Consider the following 18,287-nt stretch of genomic DNA (forward strand, 5'->3'; position numbering starts at 1 on the left):
CAACCTCACTGAGTACTGTCAGAAGCGACGTGCAACAGACAGAGAACTTCTCTTTATCATTATATTGGGATTGCCACCAGAGCAGTTTGTCATGACACGGATGGCTGGTCACAACAAATATATTCGTAGAGCGATTATCTCCGGTTACCATGGCAACAAACAACGACAAAATCCAGTTTAGGGGGGCTGACGAGAAGCGTGCAAGTCAACGCCTCAGTGAGATGCGTCTGGGAGGGATTAACATCAGTGAACTCGCTCGAGAGGGCCTCAAGGAGAAGCTTCGGGAAGTACTCTCGAATGAAGAGCGAGTCGAGTTACACCAACAGTACCTCGACGGAGAACTGGACGAAGGCGTTGCAGAGATCCTCATCGGCGATCTGCTCGAGGATATCGAACGAGAACGCGAGGCAGTCGGGAAGGCGGAGACGCTCAGTACCGATGGCGTCTTCCAGAACAAGTAACGAATGGGCTCAGACGAGATACGGCACCCTGTTCTTGTAGATACTGACGCACTCATTTCTGTCGCAAATACATCTCTGTGGCCGAAGGTTGTAGGCAGCCTTAATCTGACGACGACGAACGTCTGTATTCATGAGTTGAAGCGACACACCCGCGACAAGTCTGAATATGCGCCTGACGGAAGCCGTCAAAAGTGGATTCACGATGGGAGTGTAGCGGCACTCGAACCGTTTGAAGACACCTCAAACACGGCGTTTACCACAATCAATAGCGTTCCCCGGCCGCACGGACCAGACGCTGGAGAACAGTCGTTAGAACAAGAACTCGAACAGCACCCAGAAAGCTACACGTTCGTCGTTCTCATGGATCAGAGAGGTCGAGAATCGATAAACCGAGTCTTCGAGGAACGAGACGAATACGGTGTCGCAGTCGCTCCCTCCTATCTGCTCTACTTACTCCACAAGAACGGCAACTGTTCGAAGCAGGAATTCTGTGAGGCGTGTGGAGAGCTTCTGGAGGGTGAGGGGTGGACAAGCTACAGTGCGATACAAGCGATTTGGCAGGAAATCCCGATTGACTGCAGTTCGTACTTAGATGGAAACCTATTGCCCTGACAAGCGTACCAGATGAATCGACGTCACTCACAACGCAGATCGACGCAGTGGACGACGCTGGCAAGTTCGTCGAGGCTCATCTGTGACCACTTGTAGCGTTTTTCTCTCGTCTCGTTCTCTGAAGACGTGTCTTCAGTCTCTAAACCCTGGGAGTCAACTTCCGAATTCACGCGTGCTCACCGGGGAGTAACCCGCTCGCTTCGTGTTGGAGTGGTTCTGAATATGAGATTTTCATTGGTCTACGACAATCTCCAATCTAGTTAATACTTTGGCTTGTGCAGGAGTGGCAGATACACAACCGCAATTAGTAAATGACGAACTGAGGCGGCAATATAACAGTAAATCACATATTGCTATACAAAATGTGGCGGGGATCTGGACCACAGTTTCGGAGGATGGGTTCTGTTGCGTGCCTTATTTTCACGTCAATTGAGTTTGATTAGGCTCTCGTCTATCGGTTTTCGAATTTAGTATGGTGAGAGACTTTGGAAAGATTTTCTGAGTGATATGAAATACAAATCGACAGACTGCTCCTATTTCACAGCTACGAGCGAAGAATAGAAGGCACGCAACACTTCCATCCTCCGAGGTTGTGTGGAACCCCACAGTTTCGGGGGAGGGGCTCTGTTGAAACCCCCTTTCCGTCTGGCGACTTGTTGAGAGACTAGTTTTCACTGTGACCCACGGAAACTAGCCAGAAAGAGCGCTCCCTCCAATGTCAACGCTGAAGGATTTCAACAGAGCCGGAGGAGATTATTTTTGCGTTTTTCTAGGGCTTTTCGTGGTTCGGGCAGGCCATATCGGTGTCGCATCAACTACCGCCCTCGGTGAGGATGGAGTATGGGCGTTAATTTTAATACAATTAACTGAGTGTCGTTATAATATGGATACCCCTCCAAGAGACTTCATGCTTGGGCGGTCTAGTGCATGGTCTAGTAAGTTTGAATTGTTGGCTGTTTCGCTACTTGGTCTTGCCATCTCTGCAGTATTATTAGGTTTTTTTGACATTGCCTCACCAAACTCAATTGTTAAACTGCTCTATTTCCTAATTACCTACTTGTCACTATTTAGCATATCCATATTTACTACATACTTCGTGGCATATCAATTCGGCATTGGACGTAAATGATAAACATCGAATTGTTATAAGATTGTACATTTGGTACTGTCCAAGACCAGCAAATCCGTGTCGCGGGATTCTGCTCGCGAATCGTTTCGAGACACTCGAAAATCTGGCTCTGTTGAAACCCTCTTTCCGTCTTGCGATTTGTTGCGAGACTAGTTTTTACTGTGATCCACGGAAACTAGCCAGAAGGAGCGCTCTCTCCAATGTCAACGCTGAAGGATTTCAACAGAGCCAAAATCTATTCTTTCGTCTGATTCTCTGGGAAGTTCACCACGTTTTGACCGTTGAGTGCGTGAAATCTGACCGCTAGTTCGTCAATCAGAACCAGCAGTCGTTCAATATGCGGATGATCGACGTGTCACAGGCTGGTCGAATTGTCCCATAGTTGGGGATGTGACACGTCAAAAAACCGACGACGTATCACCGTCCCCACCGTCCATTCGAACATCGTCGTCAACTGTCCACCGTCATTTAGACGCGAGAGACGTCTCGGATGCAGAATCGAGTAGGATAACCCGAGGTTCCGCAAGACTGTACTGAAATCGTCCAGATGGTACTGGACGTTAAACTCCTCGTTGAGTAGATGTTGCATCTCCTGTGATTTCCACGACTGGCCATCGCGGAGGAGTTCGAGCAGTTGGTTGAGCTATTCTTCGGTAAGATACCAAGCCATATCTGTCTCACGATCTTTGCTTATTGGTCACCTCTAACGCTCTAGCCCCAAACTTCTCTCAAGTACTATTGAGGCTGATATCGACGAGGATATTAGGGATTTCACTCAGCAGATCGATACATTTCAGTACGACTCATTGAGATAGACCCAGAGACAGTGCAACGATACGTGGGCGTAGTCAACAAATCTGCACCCTCTTGGGGACAGCGACTTGCTTCGGCCACCAACTACATTTTAGCAAACATGATGGCTTTGCCCGTGGAGCGGGAGTCTTCGACATGGAACATCGCCGATCTCCCGCTTCACCTTCTTACTACTCGAAACCGGCGCCGTGATTCACTAGAGCCCTCAAGTTAATTAGATTGTATCCAGTGCAAGTACGTGGTTGCCGGCATCAACGTCTACCTGATACATCTTACCCTTGTCCATTGTGGTCCAAGTTCCGCTCCCGAAGATAATCATCTGTGGCGCACAGTGACCTGCTCCACACAAGTCAAAGTCGTATGCCCCGAAAGTAAGGATATTTGAATCTTTGAGATGGTCCCAAGCGTACCCAGCAAGGGCACCAACGACTGCGCCCCCAAACGCTGTCGCAATAGCGCCAACTCCACTAAATGAACCTGCAATTAGTCCACTAGCTGTTCCAATGAGTCCCCCGATCGCTACTTTAGTTAAAGTATTGATATCGTCATAATACTCAACCGATGCACCAACAATTTGATGCCTACCATAACCAGAGTAGACATTACAACTCTGATTTTGATCTCCTTTGTAAACGCTAAACCGGCTGATTGTCTTGGCCACCCCGTCACTGACTTCCTCAATGAGGTCGTCCCACGCCGACTTCTCCTCGAAATTTTGGACACCAATTGTGTTGGTCTTTTCGACCGTATCCGTTTTAGTTCCGTAAACCTTCACCGATTCCACGCTCATCTCAACTCCCGATTCCGCGCTCATTTGGGATTGAGTCGCTTTTGCGTTTTCCTTTTTCACCGTTGCGACTAATTCACTTACCTCTCCCGTTTCTGTATTCTTGGCGCGTGCGAAACTGTAGACCGTATCATCGATAACAGCGTGTTTTTTATCCTCAAGTTCAATCGGAGCGGGATCTATCGAGGAATCAGAACTCTTTTCACTACCGTGTTTTTGAGCTGAAACGATTCCAGTCGTTGACGAAACGCCGATTGCTGTACCTGCAATGCCGAGGAACTGGCGTCGATTAGGCTTTTTCACCATTACATTCCTAAATGTAATTGGTCTAACTTATACTCTTTGATTTGTTTTTCGTATGTCACTACTAGTTAGCACCTTCACCAGTTTCAACTGAACTTTGTAAACATGAATTGAGGTGAACGGCCGTACTGGGGCAAGCCTTGAACGAAGGGACTCTTCGCGTGGTTATTCCATCACAAAATGGACTCAACATCAGCATTCGACAGGCAATGATTTTTCAAACTGCTTGGCTTTGTGAATCACTATACGGCGTCGGCTTTGACCGTTAGAACTTGGAAGATGAAGCGGGAAATCGGCGATGATCTATGTCGAAAATCTCCCGCTTCACGAAGAAAGCGGTCACGTTAGCTAAAAATGTTGTTGGTGGCCGAGGCGAAGTCGCCGCCCCCGAGGAGGGTGGCGGCTTCGCCGACTACGCTCTCCTGTCGCTACACTGTCTGCGGATTTACCTCGATGAGTCGTACTGCAACGCCCTCGATCTGCTGAGCGAAATGCCGCATATTTGTGGGGAGATCGGCCTCGCAGAGAGCGATCTCCCTGATCACTCAACGCTAGTTAAGGCGTTTAACAGGTTTCAGATGAAGGTCTGTCGAGTGCTGCTCCGACTCTCGTCGGAGCTGCACGACCTCTCGGGTCACGCCGCCATTGATGCCACCTTTTTCGACCGCGAAAACGCTAGCAAGCATTACTGCCGTCGCACGAATCACCGCGTTCAGACACTCAAAGCGACGGCTCTCGTCGATACAGAATCTCAAGCTGTTCTTGATGTTCATTGTGCGACCGAGAAAACCCACGACATGCCCCCGAAGAGCGAGGGCCAATTCTCAACAGTTTGCGGATGTTCCTCGAAACGTGTCCGACGACGGGTGGCGACATTTAACTTAGTGAAGAAGTCGTCGAGTCGTGTTGTAGTTCTCACAGAGTCATTGCGGTCAGTTGTGAGGAGTCTGGTGAACGTCTTTTCGAACACCCACTTCCGGATTCGGAGTAGTGTTTTAGGGATTACCCCAACACATTTCGGTTTTCGCTCGGCTTAGAGCGCCAACTACCACAACCTCAGGGGATGGTTTGATGCGTGACGTTCAGTGATTGGTTGTGTGATCTAACACCGAAGCTAGTAGCAGACAAGTGCCACAGAACTGAGTAACACCCTTAGACTCGATAGATACTCGGGAATAATTCTCTGATCGTATAGCTACCGAGACTTGGCATCTAATAATCAAGTCTGAGGTACAGTTACAACATTACTACCGTCATAGAATATGCGTGGTATAGTACAATATATAATATGTTGACACTTGGAACCAGGTCATATCTCCAAGACACAATTCTAATTTACTAACAATACTACCTAGTTGCTTAATTGATAAATCCGTTCGGTCATGAGCGTAAATAACTGTATCACACAGTCAGGTCTCGTCACACCTCAGATATAATTGATAGAAAGAATCTTATTTACAATATATTTGTACAGAGATCCCACTTATTTAGTTGTATGCCTCGATTACCCATAGGAAAAATCACATCATTTGACTAGTCTGTTATCGGACAACAATCACGGCACAAAGTCACTATCTACCAGATTATAGTACGCATATTATACAATATTGCTGGCTCAGAGTGTGACTGCAGTTTCATTGAACGCAATCTGATTCACCTAAGCCGTCACAAAAACCGATAATTGCACTAGTCAATCTAACCGCTGCTATCCGAATAAGCGCTGGTGCTGCTGTCCAATACATTCAATACATCTTAGTACATCTAATATACTATGCCCATCAGCGCGGATCGCTTCGAGACCATTGACGACGGCAATGAAAACCCAAAACCGGGGACGAACGCCTACAAGCTCCTCTCGTTCTTAGCTCAGAATGCTGACCAAGCGTTCACCCAAAGCGAGATCGCCGAGCGGACGTCCGTCAAGCCCGGCTCGGTTGGTCCGACTCTCGTCAGGCTCAGAGAACGAGGTCGTGTCGAGCACCGGGGGACATACTGGCGCGTGAGTGACCACGTCTTGAGCCTTGACGCTGCAGCTAACCATGCTGCTGCTACAGCAGCGAGCCGTGAAGAAGAACCATTCGACTACGACGAGTGGCAAGAACACGCCGTTGACCCGCGACAACAGCGTGACTGACACCAACCGCTTCCAGAAGGGCGACGTATTCTGGGCACCGGATCCATTTCGACGCGGGTCAAATCCACGCCTCTGGGTCGTTCTTGCTGCAGACTCGCTCCCGTATCCTGGCGAGGAGTATCTGGGTGCAGCTCTCACAACCAGTAATCTCCCGCGAAACTTCGAAGTTGGAGATGAGTGGGTGAGCGGCAAAGACCCGGCCAAGACCTCGTATTGCTCTCCATGGGTCGTCGCGACAATCAAACATGACACCGTTGTCAATCCACAAGGACAAGTGACCGAGTCATTCGCCGACGAAATGATTGTAGCGTGCAAGCAGTATCTCGGCCCCCAGTAGTCTGCCTAAGTGAACATTCACCTACGTGCTTCACACAACGTCTGGTAGTGCGTCCGAATTGTTTGAGTTGAGGTATCACTCACGGCCGCAACACGCGCCTGCGTGAGCGGCCAGTCCCGCTCAGTCGCAGCAGTGTACACACACGCTGCCGCGACTGCATGCGGATTCGCACCCCGATGAGCCCACTCATCGCTCGATGTCTCAGCTAACGACCGTGCTCGTCGTCGAACCTGGTCTGTCACATCAAGCGCATCTGCCACTCGCGGAACGAACTCGGCCGGTGCAACTGGCTTCGCAGACAGCCCGAGTTCTATATTGAGTGCGTTATACGCTGACCGGACACGCGATTCAGCCACCCGTGCGAGCGGGATGAGTTCAGCGAGCGTCCGCGAAAGCCCCGCACATCGACAGGCGGCGTGGACGCTCGCAGCCGCGACTGCTTCAATCGATCGTCCGGGCAACAGATCCGCCTGCTGAGCAGACCGGAAACACCGGCATGCTTGGTCACGCAGGCTGTCTGGGAGGTCGAGCGCACCGATGAGTCGCCGGACTTCGTCCAAGCCATGCGCGAGTCGACGTTCACGACTCGACTGGTACCGACTCCGACTGTGCTGGGTGCGAAGTCGGGAGAGTTGCTGTCGTCTTTCGCCCGGGATCGGTGTCCCGTTCGCGTCGACGTGTCGGCCGATATTGGTCGCGAGGCCGTGGTCGTGTCGGGTCGGCGTTCGTGGTGCACCTACTCGCTTGCGCTCCTTGCGCTCGAACGACCGCCATTCGGGACCGTGGTCGATGCCGTGCCCGTCGATGATGAGCCCACACGACTGGCACCGTCGCTCACCAGCGTCCGTAATGACCTGGCCGCCACACTCCGGACAGGAGGCGGGTCCACAGGATTTCCCGCACGATTCGTCGAACTGTCGCTCGTAGACATCTCGTGTCGCCATCTCGAACACCGCGCGACGCAATTTGGTGCGCCCCGCACCCGTCAGGGGCCAAAAAACACGGTTGCTGTCTCGAACAAGCAGGCTTCTCTTGGGGGGTCGTTAAATGACTGAACCACAACACCAAACAGGCTAGCAAGTGGATTATCGTTGCAGGCTCGTCGTGTCACATAAGACGCGCCCTGTTCTGCAACGGGTGCGGAATCGCGTACCAAGCCATCCGCGCTCGCCCCTTGATAACTCCCTCGTGGGCCTCGTGCCCACCGAGTTTCGTACACTCGACACTCAAGTTATTGGATATCTGTGGGTTGCGAGTCGCGGACTGTGTTAGTCGGAATTGCTCACCAAGCGAACAGTTAACTGAAGCAACATATAACTGTCTTGTATGAGTAGCTCACCATGGACTGCGAACTTCGCGACTGAAAAAAGCAAATGTGCAGCCGACGTCCAACGCCTCCTCGAGAAGTACCCGCAGCCGGTCGTCTACGAAGTCATGAGTGAACTGCTCCGCCGAGAGATGCGCGAGCAGTTTGCTGGTGCGTACGCTGCGTCCCAGCAGTCCGACGACTGACGAGTACTGGTGCGTACGAAACTCTCACCAACGACTACTCAGACAGGTCACGCCGCCCAGCGTCAACGCAGTTCCAGCACGGGAGGTCCTCAGATAGCGGTTCACACTCACAGGGCAGGTCCGTTGTGCCATCATCGCCGCTCAATGAGCTACCACCGTCTGTGACGACGCGCATCTGGACCGCAAGTTCGAGTATTCGTGGGCGAATCGCGACCGCAACCCGGTGTTTACACGGATCGTCACCGCTCGCATCGGCGGGACACGAACACGACTCGGGCACGCCGTCCTGAATTCGAACGCGGTACTCGTGCACGTCCGGATCGGTATAGCTCTCGTTGCGTACACGGACATCGCCGTCGAGGAGTTCGAATGCAAACGCCTCGTACTGCGCTCGCTTGAGGACGCGCGTAGGTGGATCGAACTCTGGTAGTACTGGAGTCATGGTAGCCAGCGCGCAATGCGCGCACCCCTTCGGGCGCATGAAAAACTACGCTGTCGAACGGAGTGACAGGTGACACAGAATCAGGTCGGATTCTTTGTGCTGTCCTGTCTTGATTGTCCTGCAGTCAATACAGGTGCGACACCGACTAGGGGAGTTGCGACTGAAAGACGTATTCAGAGTTGGCAGGGTCGCCCGAGTTCTTGTTCGTACTGCGATTTAATTTGCTCGAACAGGTCTTGGCCGAGTTCTGTCCGGAAGCGAGGCGCGGCGGTAGCAAAGAACTCGTCCAAGTTCTCGAACTCGGCAAAGTGGTCGTTCGTCTCGGCCTCGTCGTACCGACCTTGGCGCTCGTACTTGAGCGCCTGGAGACAATTATCGATCAGATCCATGTCCTTGACGAACTGTGCTGTCGGGGTGTCACGGGCTTCGTACTCTTCCCAGAGCGTCAGCAGTTCGGTGTCCGCGAACGGTCCGACGAGATCGGTTACTGCGCTCCGTTCAGCTGCTTCCTTTTCGGACGTGGGGATGGTCTGGCGTCCGTCTTCCGCGCGGGTTGCGATATCGCCCGTTCGAGCTTCGCCGAGGTCGTGAATGAGTGCCATCGTCACTGCTTTCTGAGGGTCAACGTCTTCCTGCTCGGCATAGAGCAGACACAGCGACGCTGTCCCCCACGTGTGGGCCGCGACCGATTCAGGCGAGTCAATATTCCGAAGCACCCATCCCGTCCGAAGTTCGTCCTTCAACTCGAACCATTCGAGCAAGGAGTCGAGTTCGTTGGTCATCATATCGTGGAGAAGGGAAGTGGCCAGTTCAACTCATCGAGACTACTCCACCGGGGCACCGACATTCAATCAATAAATCCCCAGAAACGGTGTGCCGAGCAATTCACCGCTGGACCTGCGAAAACATCACCCTGTGAAAAGTTCTATATACCCTGTTACAGACAAAGCTACGTCTGATAAAGAGGTTCAACAGAGCAGCGACAACGAACCACAGATAAGAGATTTCAGACCGCGTCGAGTGTTGAGAGAATCTCTTCGGCCGTCCCGCTAACCCGACCCAGTCGCTCTTGCAGCACGTCTGTCTCCTCGCCCTGCCACGCCGCGAGATAGAACGCCGACCCCCTCGTATCTAAGCCGAGGTATCGACCAACGACGTACGCAACGGCCTCCGCTTCGACCTCGCGTTTCGCCCGCTCGGTTGCGTCAGTAATGTCGAAATGCAAAATCGCGTGGGCGTACTCGTGGATGATCGTCGATGCGAGGTCTGCGCGATTCGGCCGATCCTTCACTTCCACGAGTGGGGTGAGATCCTGGACACTCCGCGACTGGCAGACGCCCTTCGCCTCCCCATGTCGCCACTCGTCGGGATCGACGATCCGGATGGTCACACCGAGGTCCGACGCGATGTTAGTGAGATCCTCGACGATCGTATCAGGATCACCGGTCGCCGCTGTATCCAGCTCCGGGAGTGGCTCGCCCTCAGTCTGCGAAATGTCGAAGACTGGTGCTGGCTTGAAGCCCACGAGGCCCTCTGACCATTCCTCGGGTGGTGTCTCGTCGTACTCACACTCGCTGTTGTCGTGATAGCTCGGTGCGTTCCCACACTCGGGGCATTGGGTCGTGATGATCGGCGCCCAAATCCAGATCGCCGACTCGCCTTCCTGGACGTGTCGGTCGAACTCTGCTTGCCACGTCCGGTAGCCAGCAACCTTCGTCGCCGCAGGACACTGGAGGGTGATGAGGAGTGTGTTGCGGTGGGAGTAGTCGTGGAACTGGCTCTGGACGTCCAGCCACGCTTGGAACTGCTCGCTCGCCCGAGCGTCGTCGACGTCGTCAGCGAGGTCAGCAAGCCACTGTTCGATCGTGCGATGCATTTCATCGTGTCGCGTGTCGGTCTCGTCGAACGACACCGACGGAGAACTCGTTGTTGCCATTGGTTTCAGTTCTAACACGTCTCTCTAGGACGCGCCGCACCCCTCTGGGGCGCACAAAAAACAGCGGGGCGAACTACTGGTCGGTGTCCTCGCACTCGAGGCTCCGAAGGTACTGTCGACACTCGCCGAACAGGCCGCTTGCAGTCGATTCACCGGTTGTGAGGTGGCGAACCCACTCAATCGCCCAGCAGTACACGGGATCGGACTCACCTGTGCCGTGGATGTACCACCAGCGAGCGGCTTTGAGCACAACGAGCGGATTCGTCGGCGGTTGTTCACTCAGAAGGTCCCACGAAATCGACTCGATTTCATCGGGAACGTCGGCTCGGGTGAACTCCGAACGATGCACGAGGTCGAGGTCGACCGGAACCTGATCGATTGACACGTCTGACTCTGTTTGTTGGTGACTCATGGAAATCACGTCACACGGACTGTGTCTTCAGCCCGCACCCATCTCGGGCGCAAAAAATCACGACGGCGCGCTAGTACCGACGGGACTCTCGACCGAGGCTATGCGAGATGCGATACCTCCTCGGGTTCGGAGTCGTCAGCGAACTCGTTGCGCTCGACTGGCGTCCAGTCTTCAGTCGTGGTTGGTGCCCACCAATCGACGTGGTAGTCACCCGGAGCACCGAGAATCTTAACTTGTGCTTCGTCGTCGGGAAGTGGCCGGCGAAGTTTCTCGTCGACGTGGAGATTCCACGTCGTCGTCGCGTCGAATGTGATGATGACCGCCTCATCGTAGCCACGCGACTCAGGCGCCTCACGGCACGTCACGCTGGTATTGCACTCTGTGCAGAACACTCCCTCAAACGGAATGTGCGTGAACGCTTCCGTGCCACACACCGGACACCACAAAAACTCGAACAGCGCCTCGTCGTGGCGGCACACACGCTCAAGACTCATCAGATGCTCACCACCTTAGCGAGCATCGTGGGCAAGTGGTGGGGAAAACGAGACAACTCAGCTGCCAGCGTTGGAATCGACATCTGTTACTGCGCCTCCGCCCCTTCGGGCGGCGCAAAAACAACGCCGTAGTGTAGACCTGCTGAACGCTCAATAGTGCTGAATGAGACACATCAGAGGGGTTGCGAGCTCGTGAATACAATCGTGGAAGTGGGAGGGTGAGAGTACGTTTCGTCTGTCTGCCACACTACGCTGGAAGGTACAAGAGGACGATAGAGAGAGTACATTTCGTCTGTCTTCCTCTAGTGACTGAGGAGTAGTGCTCCGATTTTAGCCCGGTTCGATACTCTATGAGAAGACAGACGAGACAAACGAAACAAGGTTTTATTACGTAAACACTCACACAACATGTTATGTCGGGGCCATGCGTTCTAGTTTAGCAGAGAATGCGGTCGCTGTTTGTTGATTAGATATCGTCGCAACTACCCGGTTGAAGAACCCGGTGGATGATGTGTACTCACCACCGGACTCGGTAGTTGTTGACCGGATTCAAAGAGCGTTTCCCTCCGATGAGTTGCGCGAGCGCGCTCGCGCAACGAATCTCATCGAGCGTGAGCGCAAGTTCGACATCGTTGCGCTGTTTTACACACTCACGTTTGGCTTCGCTGCTGGCTCAGACCGCTCTTTGCAGGCGTTTCTCGACCGCTACGTCGAGATGGCTGACTGCGATGAGCTCTCCTACGCGGCGTTTCACGACTGGTTCGAACCGGGGTTCGTTGCACTCCTCCGAGAGATTCTCGATGACGCCATCGAGAATCTCGATACCGGACGAACCGACTTGAACGGACGTCTCGAACGATTTCGAGACGTCCTCATTGCCGACGCGACCATCGTTTCGATGTACCAGGACGCCGCTGATGTCTACGCAGCAACTGGCAAGGATCAAGCTGAACTGAAGCTCCACCTCACAGAGTCACTCTCGACGGGCCTTCCAACGCGATTCCGCACAACCGACGGAACAACTCACGAACGGAGTCAGCTACCCACCGGTGAGTGGGTAGCTGACGCCCTCATCTTGCTTGATTTAGGCTTCTACGACTTCTGGTTGTTCGACCGAATCGACCAGAACGGCGGGTGGTTCGTCTCCCGGGTGAAGGACAACGCGAACTTCGAGATCGTCGAAGAACTGCGAACGTGGCGAGGCAACAGCATTCCGCTGGAAGGAGAGTCGCTGCAGGCCGTCCTTGAGGACCTGCAGCGACAGGAAATCGACGTCCGCATCACGCTTTCATTCGAGCGCAAACGAGGGTCGGGCGCCAGCGCGACCCGGTCGTTCCGATTGGTCGGCCTGCGTAACAAGGAGAGCGAAGAGTACCATCTGTATCTGACGAATCTGGCGAGAGAGGACTACAGCGCGCCCGATATCGCGCAGCTCTATCGGGCGCGCTGGGAGGTCGAACTGCTGTTCAAGGAGCTGAAGTCGCGGTTCGGCTTGGACGAGATCAAGACGACCGACGGCTACATCATCGAGGCGCTGATCATCATGGCCGCAATTTCGTTGATGATGAGTCGTGTAATCGTGGATGAGTTACGGTCGCTCGAGGCAAGACAGCGAGAGGGCGAAGCCGCCGCAGACGCCGACTCGTCGGCGTCGCGGCTCCCTCGGCGTCGCTGTTCGCTCGCCGTGGAACGCCACGGTCATCTGATCCAGTTGTATCTCATGATCGAGTTGGGCTACGAACTGCCGGATTTGGACGAGCTGTTGCTGTGGGCGTCACGAAATCCAAATCCACACAGAGATCGGTTACGTGAGCAGGTTGAACGAGGTGAGTTCGGCTTTGATCGCTACTAAACTAGAACGCATGGAACTACGACCACTTGGCGAATCGACCCACGTTCCCGACGACGAGTTTTCCGGAAGGGGGGACGCTGGACGAGCAGAGCGAAAGGAAGGGTTCGGATCGTATCCTGATCGAATGAGATCGATGCGGAGCGAATGTTCCTCGTGCTGTGCGTCGATTCCTGCGTACCGTACCAAGTGTCGGTTCTGCCTCTCAAATCATCTGGATGGGACCAGCGACGATAGTCGCACTCCGAATACAGAGGGGACGCGACTCCACGTCGTCCATCTGCTCGTCGAAACGTCGGCGACGTCGAAGCCGTCGCGTCGGGCCGTTTCAGTCGTCTTCGTCGGCTGTCGTCTCGGTCTCTAGGTCGGCTGAAACGGGGGACAGACCGTGGGCGAGTGCCTCGCCCGACGCCGTCTCAAAGAGGTGGACGTTCCCCCGGTCTATCACGACTTCGACGTCCGTGTCTTCTCGAATCGTCGAGTCGGGGTCAACACTCATCAGCAGCTGGTCATCGGCTCTCGACTGGTCCATCGATGTACGGCGTTCGCCCAACAACATGTACGCGAATATCTCGTCGCCCATCGGTTCGAGAATATCGACACGCGTGGAGATGAGCGAAGAGGGGTCTTCCACTTCGACGCGCGTTCCGCCGGGATAGATATCTTCGGGACGAATCCCGACAGTCACCTCGTCGCCCACGTCCACAGCCTCGACAGACGCCGGATCGAACGCGAGCGAAAAGTACGCCGTCGAAAGCGAGTTTTCTGTGACCGTCGCCTCGGCGAAGTTCATCGACGGCGAGCCGATGAAGCCCGCGACGAACAGGTTCGCCGGCTCGTTGTAACAGACGAGCGGCGGGTCGATCTGCTGGAGTTGTCCGGAGTCGAGGACGGCGATACGGTCCGAAAGCGTCATCGCTTCCTCTTGGTCGTGGGTGACGTAGATGATGGTCGTGTCCAGTTCCTTGTGCAGGCGTTGGAGTTCGGTCCGCATGTGGACCTTGAGCTTCGCGTCGAGGTTCGCCAGCGGCTCGTCCATGAGAAATACATCGGGCTCACGGACGATGGCGCGGGCGATGGCGACGCGCTGTCGCTGCCCGCCGGACATCTCGTCGGGCATGCGTTCGAGCATGCCCTGCAACTGGACGATTTCGGCGGCGCGCTCGACGCGGCGCTCGATTTCCTCCTTGGCGTAGTTGCGGAGGCGAAGCCCGAAAGAGATGTTGTCGTACACGTCCATGTGGGGAAACAGCGCGATGTTCTGGAACACCATCGCCACCCCACGGTCCTTCGGTGGGAGGTTCGTTACCTTGCGGTCGCCGATGTGGATTTCGCCCTCACTCGGCTTCGTAAGTCCAGCGATGCTTTCCATCGTCGTCGACTTCCCACAACCCGACGGGCCGACAAAGCAGATGAATTCGCCGTGGTCGATGTCGAGGTTCATGTCATCTACCGCCGTTACGTCGTCGTAGTGCTTGCTTACGTGTTCGAGTCGTAGTCGTGCCATTGTTATTCTTTAAGTGCTCCTGCGGTTAGTCCGCTGACGATGCGTTCCTGTGCGATGATGACGAGGACGACGACCGGGATGACCCCGACAACACTCGCTGCGGCCATGAGGTTGTACTGCGTCGTGTACTGGGTCTGGTAGCTGAGAATCCCGCCGACGATTGGCGACCACTTGGACGCTTCGGGCGAAGTCGCCATAATCGAGCTGAAAAAGTACTCGTTGTAGACGCTGATGAACGTGAGGACGCCCGCGGTCGCCACGCCGGGTGCTGAAAGCGGCACGATGACGCGGAATAGCGCGCCCAGTCGGGTCGTTCCCTCCACCCGCGCCGCGTCCTCCAACCCGTCGGGAATTTGCCCGTAGAAGGTCGTGAGGATAAATATCGACAGCGGCAGGAACAGCGCGCTGAACGGCATGACCATCGACCCCGGGGTGTTCAGCAGTCGGGGCGGTGTGAATAGCGGGACGCCTATGAAGGGAATCGTTATCGGAGCGTTACCGGCGAACGCCTGAAACAGCGGGATAACGAACGCCGCGGGCGGGAAGTAACTGATGGCGAGGATACCGAGCATCAACAGCGCGCGCCCGGGGAACTCGATTCGTCCGAACACGTAGCCTGCGAGGCTCGCGACGATGAGGACGATAACTGTCGTCGTGGTGGCTAGCACGAAGCTATTCAGCACGTACAGGTGGAACGGGACCTGCTCGAAGACGGTAACGAACGCTGTCGGATTGAATCCCTTCGGAACGGGGAGCGGAAACGTACCGCTGACGCCGAACAGCTCGACAGTTGGGAGGAAACTCCCGGAAAGAAGATTCTCTTGTGGTGTCACCGCGAGGACGAGTAACCAGTAGAACGGGAACACTGTCGTGACCATGAAAAACGCCATCGCGACGTAGAACAACGCTCGGTACACGCGTCGTGGGTTGTGGATCGCATTCCGCGCCCACCGTGCGAGCGGCCCGGTGTCGTCTGACGTATCCTCGGTTTCGCTGGACATTATATCGCGTCCTCCCCCTGCCACAGGATGATTCCCATCACGACGACGCCGATGATGGCCGCTGTCACGAACGCGATGGCGGCCGACGTCCCCTCGTGCGTGTTGAACGTCGAGACGACCATACAGGAGAGCGAGGGGACTACGGTGCAGCTCGAGACAGTATCGATGATACCGTACACGCGCATCGCCTGCACCGAGCGGAATAACACCGCAACCCCGATGGTCGGCAGGATGAGCGGGAGCGTGATGTATCTGAACTGCTGCCACTTGCTCGCACCGGCGACGCGGGCCACGTCGTACAGGCTGCGATTGATGCTCTGGAGTCCGGCAAGGATGAGTAGTGCCATGAACGCGGAGGTCTTCCAGATGTCGGCGACGATAATGATGAACGTCGCGCTGACCGTGTCGTTCAGTGTGTTGGTCGGCGCCACTACCCCGAGGTCGGCGAGCATCGGCGTCGCGAACCCGACGCTCGAGTCGAACATTAAGAAGAACATCATCCCCTGGATGACGATTGGGACGGCCCACGGAATGATAATCGCCGCACGGACCCACCGTCGGCCGTAGAAGTCTTGATCTAAGACGAGCGCTTGCCCCAGTCCGATGAGGGTCTCGAACAATACGCTGGCCACGGCGAAGATGAGGGTGATTACGAGGGCGCTATCGAGGAGACTCGCGGCGTCGAACCCGGTCGGGAGGAACGTCGTCCCGCCGGGGAGGAACCGATTTTTCTCCCCGGTGAACAGCGCGACGTAGTTGTCGAGACCAACGAAACGGACACTAGAGAGGTCGGTCGAGACGGCGTACAGTGACAGCTCGAACGTCCGCAAGAGCGGGTAGATAGCCACGATACCGAGCAGGACGAATACCGGGGTCAACAGCAGGTACGCGTACTGCGTGTCGCTCAGGTTCTCCAGCCACCGCAAGAAGCCGACGACTGGTCCCGCCCGTCGTGACTCACGTGCCGGTTCTGCAGCCGTATCGGCGCTCATACTATCCCTCCGAGAGGTGTGGGACTCATGGTTTGATCTGGTAAGTGTGGAGCTCTCCGCTCGTCAGTTGCTTCTCTCAGTCTCTTCGAGGCTGGACTGGAGCGTTGCCATCGCCTCGGACGAAGCCACCTCTTGTCCGACCGCGCGATTGGCCTGCTCCGCGATCTTGCTCGATTGGTTGTTCCAGACCGACGTAACTGGTCGAGCCATCGTGTTCTCACCGGCGACGCGGAGCGTGTCCATGTAGTCGCCGGCCGGTTCGAGCCCCGCAGCCGTCTCGGAGTTAAACAGGCTCGCCCGCGGAGGTAGCCACCCCTCGATCTCCAGAAGGAACAGCTGGAACTCCTCGCGCATCGACGCTTGGATGACCTGTGTGACAGCGTCGAGCTTCTGGCTGTTCGGGTTGACAGTGATGTGCCAGCCACCGAGTGCGGAGGTGGACCCACCGGTTCCGGGGAACTGCGCCTCGCTTTCAGGGACACCGTAGGGAAGCGGCATCGTCCCGAGGTCGTCACCGAACTCCGACGCTGCTTGGTTAATCGCGTACGGCCAGTTTCGGTGGAACACGGCGTTCCCGTCGACGAACGGTGCGAGCGAACTGTCTTCGATCCACCCGAGGATGTTCGTCGGTGTGAAGCCGCCGCCGTAGTCGCTGAATTGCCCGTCGAAGCTCTCGTCGTGGACGAATTTTCGCATCATATTCAACGAGTTGACTACCGGGTCCGAATCGACGGTGACGGGGCGTTCGCCGACGGGGCCGAAGAGGTTCTCCCGGCCACCGAAGTAGGCACCGCCCCACGAAGACAGCACCTCGTTGAAGGTACAACAGGCGGTGCCGACGTAGATATCCCACTGGGTGGTAAAGCCGTAATCGACGCCCGAGACCTCCTGTGCCTCGGCGGCGATGTTCGACCACCGCTTCCACGTCATCGGTTCGGTGGCCCAGTTCTCCTCAGTCGGATTGTAACCCGCCTCTTCGACGAGGTCTTTCCGGTACAACATCGTCGGGTAGTCGGGGTACAGCGGAACACCGAACAGGTCCCCGCTGGCGGGGTCGATGGCCGTCTCGGTGAATCCGCCGAAGTACTCGTTTTCGATGGTTGAAAGCGCGCTCTCGGGGAGGACCTCCGAGAGGTTAGCGAGCTGTCCCCGCTGGATGAAGATGTTCACCCAGCCGTTGTCCATCATGAACATATCCGGCGTCGTCTCTTGAGAGCTCAAGAGCCGGTTGTACGTCGCCCGACGCTTCCCGCTGTCCGGCTGGCCCGGCTGAAACTCGACGCGGATGTCGTCCGACAGCCCTCCTTTCTCGTGTAGCGCCGTGCGGAGCTGGTCCGCGTGGTCCTGTGCGACAGTCGCGTCAAAGCCCCAGACGACGGTTGTTCCGCCGCTTTCGGACTCACCGACCTGTGCACCGGTGTCGGAGCCGTTGCCAAACATACTCGCACAGCCGGAGAGGCCCGCTGTGGCCCCCGTCGCACCAGCAGCGGTGATAAACCGCCGTCGTGAGACGCTCTTCGTCGTCTTGCTCGTCTCTGGGTTCGTTGTCATCGTCCGAATTGTTCA

At 55.5% G+C, this 18,287-nt stretch carries 18 protein-coding genes and 4 pseudogenes; 9 read left to right on the top strand and 13 right to left on the bottom strand.

What is annotated here, in order from left to right; translation table 11 throughout:
* The first annotated feature begins 149 nt into the window (after positions 1 to 149).
* The 3 genes from HVO_RS02450 (at position 150) to HVO_RS20470 (ending at position 2,202) form a co-directional block, all read left to right on the top strand.
* On the top strand, positions 150 to 461 hold the full coding sequence (locus HVO_RS02450; protein WP_004043063.1) for a hypothetical protein: 312 nt from the start codon (positions 150 to 152) through the stop codon (positions 459 to 461).
* A gap of 3 nt (positions 462 to 464) precedes the next feature.
* Positions 465 to 1,073 (top strand): hypothetical protein, encoded by a 609-nt coding sequence (locus HVO_RS19800; RefSeq protein WP_013035103.1) that lies wholly within the window; start codon positions 465 to 467, stop codon positions 1,071 to 1,073.
* A gap of 715 nt (positions 1,074 to 1,788) precedes the next feature.
* Entirely contained in the window at positions 1,789 to 2,202 is a 414-nt protein-coding gene (locus HVO_RS20470; protein WP_144064021.1) for a hypothetical protein, read from the top strand.
* Between the two features lie 238 nt (positions 2,203 to 2,440).
* Here the strand turns inward: HVO_RS20470 and HVO_RS21510 are convergent.
* From HVO_RS21510 to HVO_RS02455, 3 genes and pseudogenes are all read right to left on the bottom strand, one after another.
* Positions 2,441 to 2,629, bottom strand: a pseudogene (locus HVO_RS21510) (IS630 family transposase); the annotation flags it as partial.
* Between the two features lie 68 nt (positions 2,630 to 2,697).
* Positions 2,698 to 2,830: pseudogene (locus HVO_RS21515) on the bottom strand (winged helix-turn-helix domain-containing protein); the annotation flags it as partial.
* 399 nt (positions 2,831 to 3,229) lie between these two features.
* Positions 3,230 to 4,108, bottom strand: a complete 879-nt coding sequence (locus HVO_RS02455; RefSeq protein ID WP_013035207.1) for a glycine zipper family protein — start codon at positions 4,106 to 4,108, stop codon at positions 3,230 to 3,232.
* A gap of 302 nt (positions 4,109 to 4,410) precedes the next feature.
* Between HVO_RS02455 and HVO_RS19810 the strand changes: the two are divergent.
* From HVO_RS19810 to HVO_RS21450, 4 genes and pseudogenes are all read left to right on the top strand, one after another.
* Positions 4,411 to 4,902: pseudogene (locus tag HVO_RS19810) on the top strand (transposase); the annotation flags it as partial.
* Positions 4,903 to 4,904: 2 nt separating this feature from the next.
* Positions 4,905 to 5,096, top strand: a pseudogene (locus tag HVO_RS21195) (hypothetical protein); the annotation flags it as partial.
* Between the two features lie 780 nt (positions 5,097 to 5,876).
* Positions 5,877 to 6,239, top strand: a complete 363-nt coding sequence (locus tag HVO_RS02465; RefSeq protein ID WP_004968172.1) for a helix-turn-helix domain-containing protein — start codon at positions 5,877 to 5,879, stop codon at positions 6,237 to 6,239.
* Positions 6,232 to 6,576, top strand: coding sequence for a hypothetical protein (locus HVO_RS21450; protein ID WP_013035037.1), 345 nt, complete (start codon positions 6,232 to 6,234; stop codon positions 6,574 to 6,576). The genes HVO_RS02465 and HVO_RS21450 overlap by 8 nt, the downstream gene beginning before the upstream one ends.
* Positions 6,577 to 6,593: 17 nt before the next feature.
* On the opposite strand, the gene HVO_RS19825 is transcribed toward HVO_RS21450, so the two are convergent.
* Complete coding sequence (locus tag HVO_RS19825; protein WP_004043066.1) at positions 6,594 to 7,520, bottom strand: transcription initiation factor IIB; 927 nt, start codon at positions 7,518 to 7,520, stop codon at positions 6,594 to 6,596.
* A gap of 382 nt (positions 7,521 to 7,902) precedes the next feature.
* Between HVO_RS19825 and HVO_RS02470 the strand changes: the two genes are divergently transcribed.
* Entirely contained in the window at positions 7,903 to 8,088 is a 186-nt protein-coding gene (locus HVO_RS02470; protein WP_004043067.1) for a hypothetical protein, read from the top strand.
* A 34-nt stretch (positions 8,089 to 8,122) separates the two neighbouring features.
* Here the strand turns inward: HVO_RS02470 and HVO_RS19830 are convergent, their stop codons facing one another.
* The 5 genes from HVO_RS19830 to HVO_RS02495 all read right to left on the bottom strand — a co-directional run bounded on the left by HVO_RS19830 (position 8,123) and on the right by HVO_RS02495 (position 11,372).
* Positions 8,123 to 8,530, bottom strand: coding sequence for an SWIM zinc finger family protein (locus HVO_RS19830; RefSeq protein WP_013035002.1), 408 nt, complete (start codon positions 8,528 to 8,530; stop codon positions 8,123 to 8,125).
* 173 nt (positions 8,531 to 8,703) lie between these two features.
* Positions 8,704 to 9,315, bottom strand: a complete 612-nt coding sequence (locus HVO_RS02480; RefSeq protein ID WP_004043070.1) for an HD domain-containing protein — start codon at positions 9,313 to 9,315, stop codon at positions 8,704 to 8,706.
* Positions 9,316 to 9,536: 221 nt separating this feature from the next.
* Entirely contained in the window at positions 9,537 to 10,466 is a 930-nt protein-coding gene (locus tag HVO_RS02485) for a M78 family metallopeptidase domain-containing protein (RefSeq protein WP_004043071.1), read from the bottom strand.
* A 73-nt stretch (positions 10,467 to 10,539) separates the two neighbouring features.
* Positions 10,540 to 10,878 (bottom strand): hypothetical protein, encoded by a 339-nt coding sequence (locus tag HVO_RS02490; protein ID WP_013035091.1) that lies wholly within the window; start codon positions 10,876 to 10,878, stop codon positions 10,540 to 10,542.
* Positions 10,879 to 10,976: 98 nt separating this feature from the next.
* Positions 10,977 to 11,372, bottom strand: coding sequence for a DUF7567 family protein (locus tag HVO_RS02495; protein WP_004043073.1), 396 nt, complete (start codon positions 11,370 to 11,372; stop codon positions 10,977 to 10,979).
* A 502-nt stretch (positions 11,373 to 11,874) separates the two neighbouring features.
* Here HVO_RS02495 and HVO_RS02500 point away from each other — a divergent pair.
* Positions 11,875 to 13,224: an IS4 family transposase gene (locus HVO_RS02500; protein WP_013035101.1), complete on the top strand. Its 1,350-nt coding sequence runs from the start codon at positions 11,875 to 11,877 to the stop codon at positions 13,222 to 13,224.
* Between the two features lie 325 nt (positions 13,225 to 13,549).
* Here HVO_RS02500 and HVO_RS02505 read toward each other — a convergent pair whose 3' ends face one another.
* The 4 genes from HVO_RS02505 to HVO_RS02520 all read right to left on the bottom strand — a co-directional run bounded on the left by HVO_RS02505 (position 13,550) and on the right by HVO_RS02520 (position 18,272).
* On the bottom strand, positions 13,550 to 14,728 hold the full coding sequence (locus tag HVO_RS02505) for an ABC transporter ATP-binding protein (protein ID WP_004043074.1): 1,179 nt from the start codon (positions 14,726 to 14,728) through the stop codon (positions 13,550 to 13,552).
* Between the two features lie 2 nt (positions 14,729 to 14,730).
* Positions 14,731 to 15,729: a carbohydrate ABC transporter permease gene (locus tag HVO_RS02510; protein WP_004043075.1), complete on the bottom strand. Its 999-nt coding sequence runs from the start codon at positions 15,727 to 15,729 to the stop codon at positions 14,731 to 14,733.
* Positions 15,729 to 16,721 (bottom strand): carbohydrate ABC transporter permease, encoded by a 993-nt coding sequence (locus HVO_RS02515; protein WP_013035223.1) that lies wholly within the window; start codon positions 16,719 to 16,721, stop codon positions 15,729 to 15,731. The genes HVO_RS02510 and HVO_RS02515 overlap by 1 nt, the downstream gene beginning before the upstream one ends.
* Positions 16,722 to 16,784: 63 nt before the next feature.
* A complete protein-coding gene (locus HVO_RS02520) occupies positions 16,785 to 18,272 on the bottom strand; it encodes an extracellular solute-binding protein (RefSeq protein ID WP_013035226.1) in 1,488 nt (495 codons plus the stop codon).
* Positions 18,273 to 18,287 lie beyond the last annotated feature (15 nt).

The organism is Haloferax volcanii DS2 (assembly GCF_000025685.1).
Lineage (GTDB): Archaea > Halobacteriota > Halobacteria > Halobacteriales > Haloferacaceae > Haloferax > Haloferax volcanii.

Excerpts from the sequence above, each read along its gene's own strand:
- HVO_RS02490 (WP_013035091.1), bottom strand. The coding sequence starts at position 10,878 with ATGAGTCACCAACAAACAGAGTCAGACGTGTCAATCGATCAGGTTCCG.
- HVO_RS02470 (WP_004043067.1), top strand. The coding sequence starts at position 7,903 with ATGAGTAGCTCACCATGGACTGCGAACTTCGCGACTGAAAAAAGCAAA.
- HVO_RS02480 (WP_004043070.1), bottom strand. The coding sequence starts at position 9,315 with ATGATGACCAACGAACTCGACTCCTTGCTCGAATGGTTCGAGTTGAAG.
- HVO_RS02465 (WP_004968172.1), top strand. The coding sequence starts at position 5,877 with ATGCCCATCAGCGCGGATCGCTTCGAGACCATTGACGACGGCAATGAA.
- HVO_RS02505 (WP_004043074.1), bottom strand. The coding sequence starts at position 14,728 with ATGGCACGACTACGACTCGAACACGTAAGCAAGCACTACGACGACGTA.
- HVO_RS20470 (WP_144064021.1), top strand. The coding sequence starts at position 1,789 with ATGTCAACGCTGAAGGATTTCAACAGAGCCGGAGGAGATTATTTTTGC.
- HVO_RS02485 (WP_004043071.1), bottom strand. The coding sequence starts at position 10,466 with ATGGCAACAACGAGTTCTCCGTCGGTGTCGTTCGACGAGACCGACACG.
- HVO_RS19825 (WP_004043066.1), bottom strand. The coding sequence starts at position 7,520 with ATGGCGACACGAGATGTCTACGAGCGACAGTTCGACGAATCGTGCGGG.
- HVO_RS02510 (WP_004043075.1), bottom strand. The coding sequence starts at position 15,729 with ATGTCCAGCGAAACCGAGGATACGTCAGACGACACCGGGCCGCTCGCA.
- HVO_RS19830 (WP_013035002.1), bottom strand. The coding sequence starts at position 8,530 with ATGACTCCAGTACTACCAGAGTTCGATCCACCTACGCGCGTCCTCAAG.
- HVO_RS02495 (WP_004043073.1), bottom strand. The coding sequence starts at position 11,372 with ATGAGTCTTGAGCGTGTGTGCCGCCACGACGAGGCGCTGTTCGAGTTT.
- HVO_RS19800 (WP_013035103.1), top strand. The coding sequence starts at position 465 with ATGGGCTCAGACGAGATACGGCACCCTGTTCTTGTAGATACTGACGCA.
- HVO_RS02455 (WP_013035207.1), bottom strand. The coding sequence starts at position 4,108 with ATGGTGAAAAAGCCTAATCGACGCCAGTTCCTCGGCATTGCAGGTACA.
- HVO_RS02515 (WP_013035223.1), bottom strand. The coding sequence starts at position 16,721 with ATGAGCGCCGATACGGCTGCAGAACCGGCACGTGAGTCACGACGGGCG.
- HVO_RS02450 (WP_004043063.1), top strand. The coding sequence starts at position 150 with ATGGCAACAAACAACGACAAAATCCAGTTTAGGGGGGCTGACGAGAAG.
- HVO_RS02520 (WP_013035226.1), bottom strand. The coding sequence starts at position 18,272 with ATGACAACGAACCCAGAGACGAGCAAGACGACGAAGAGCGTCTCACGA.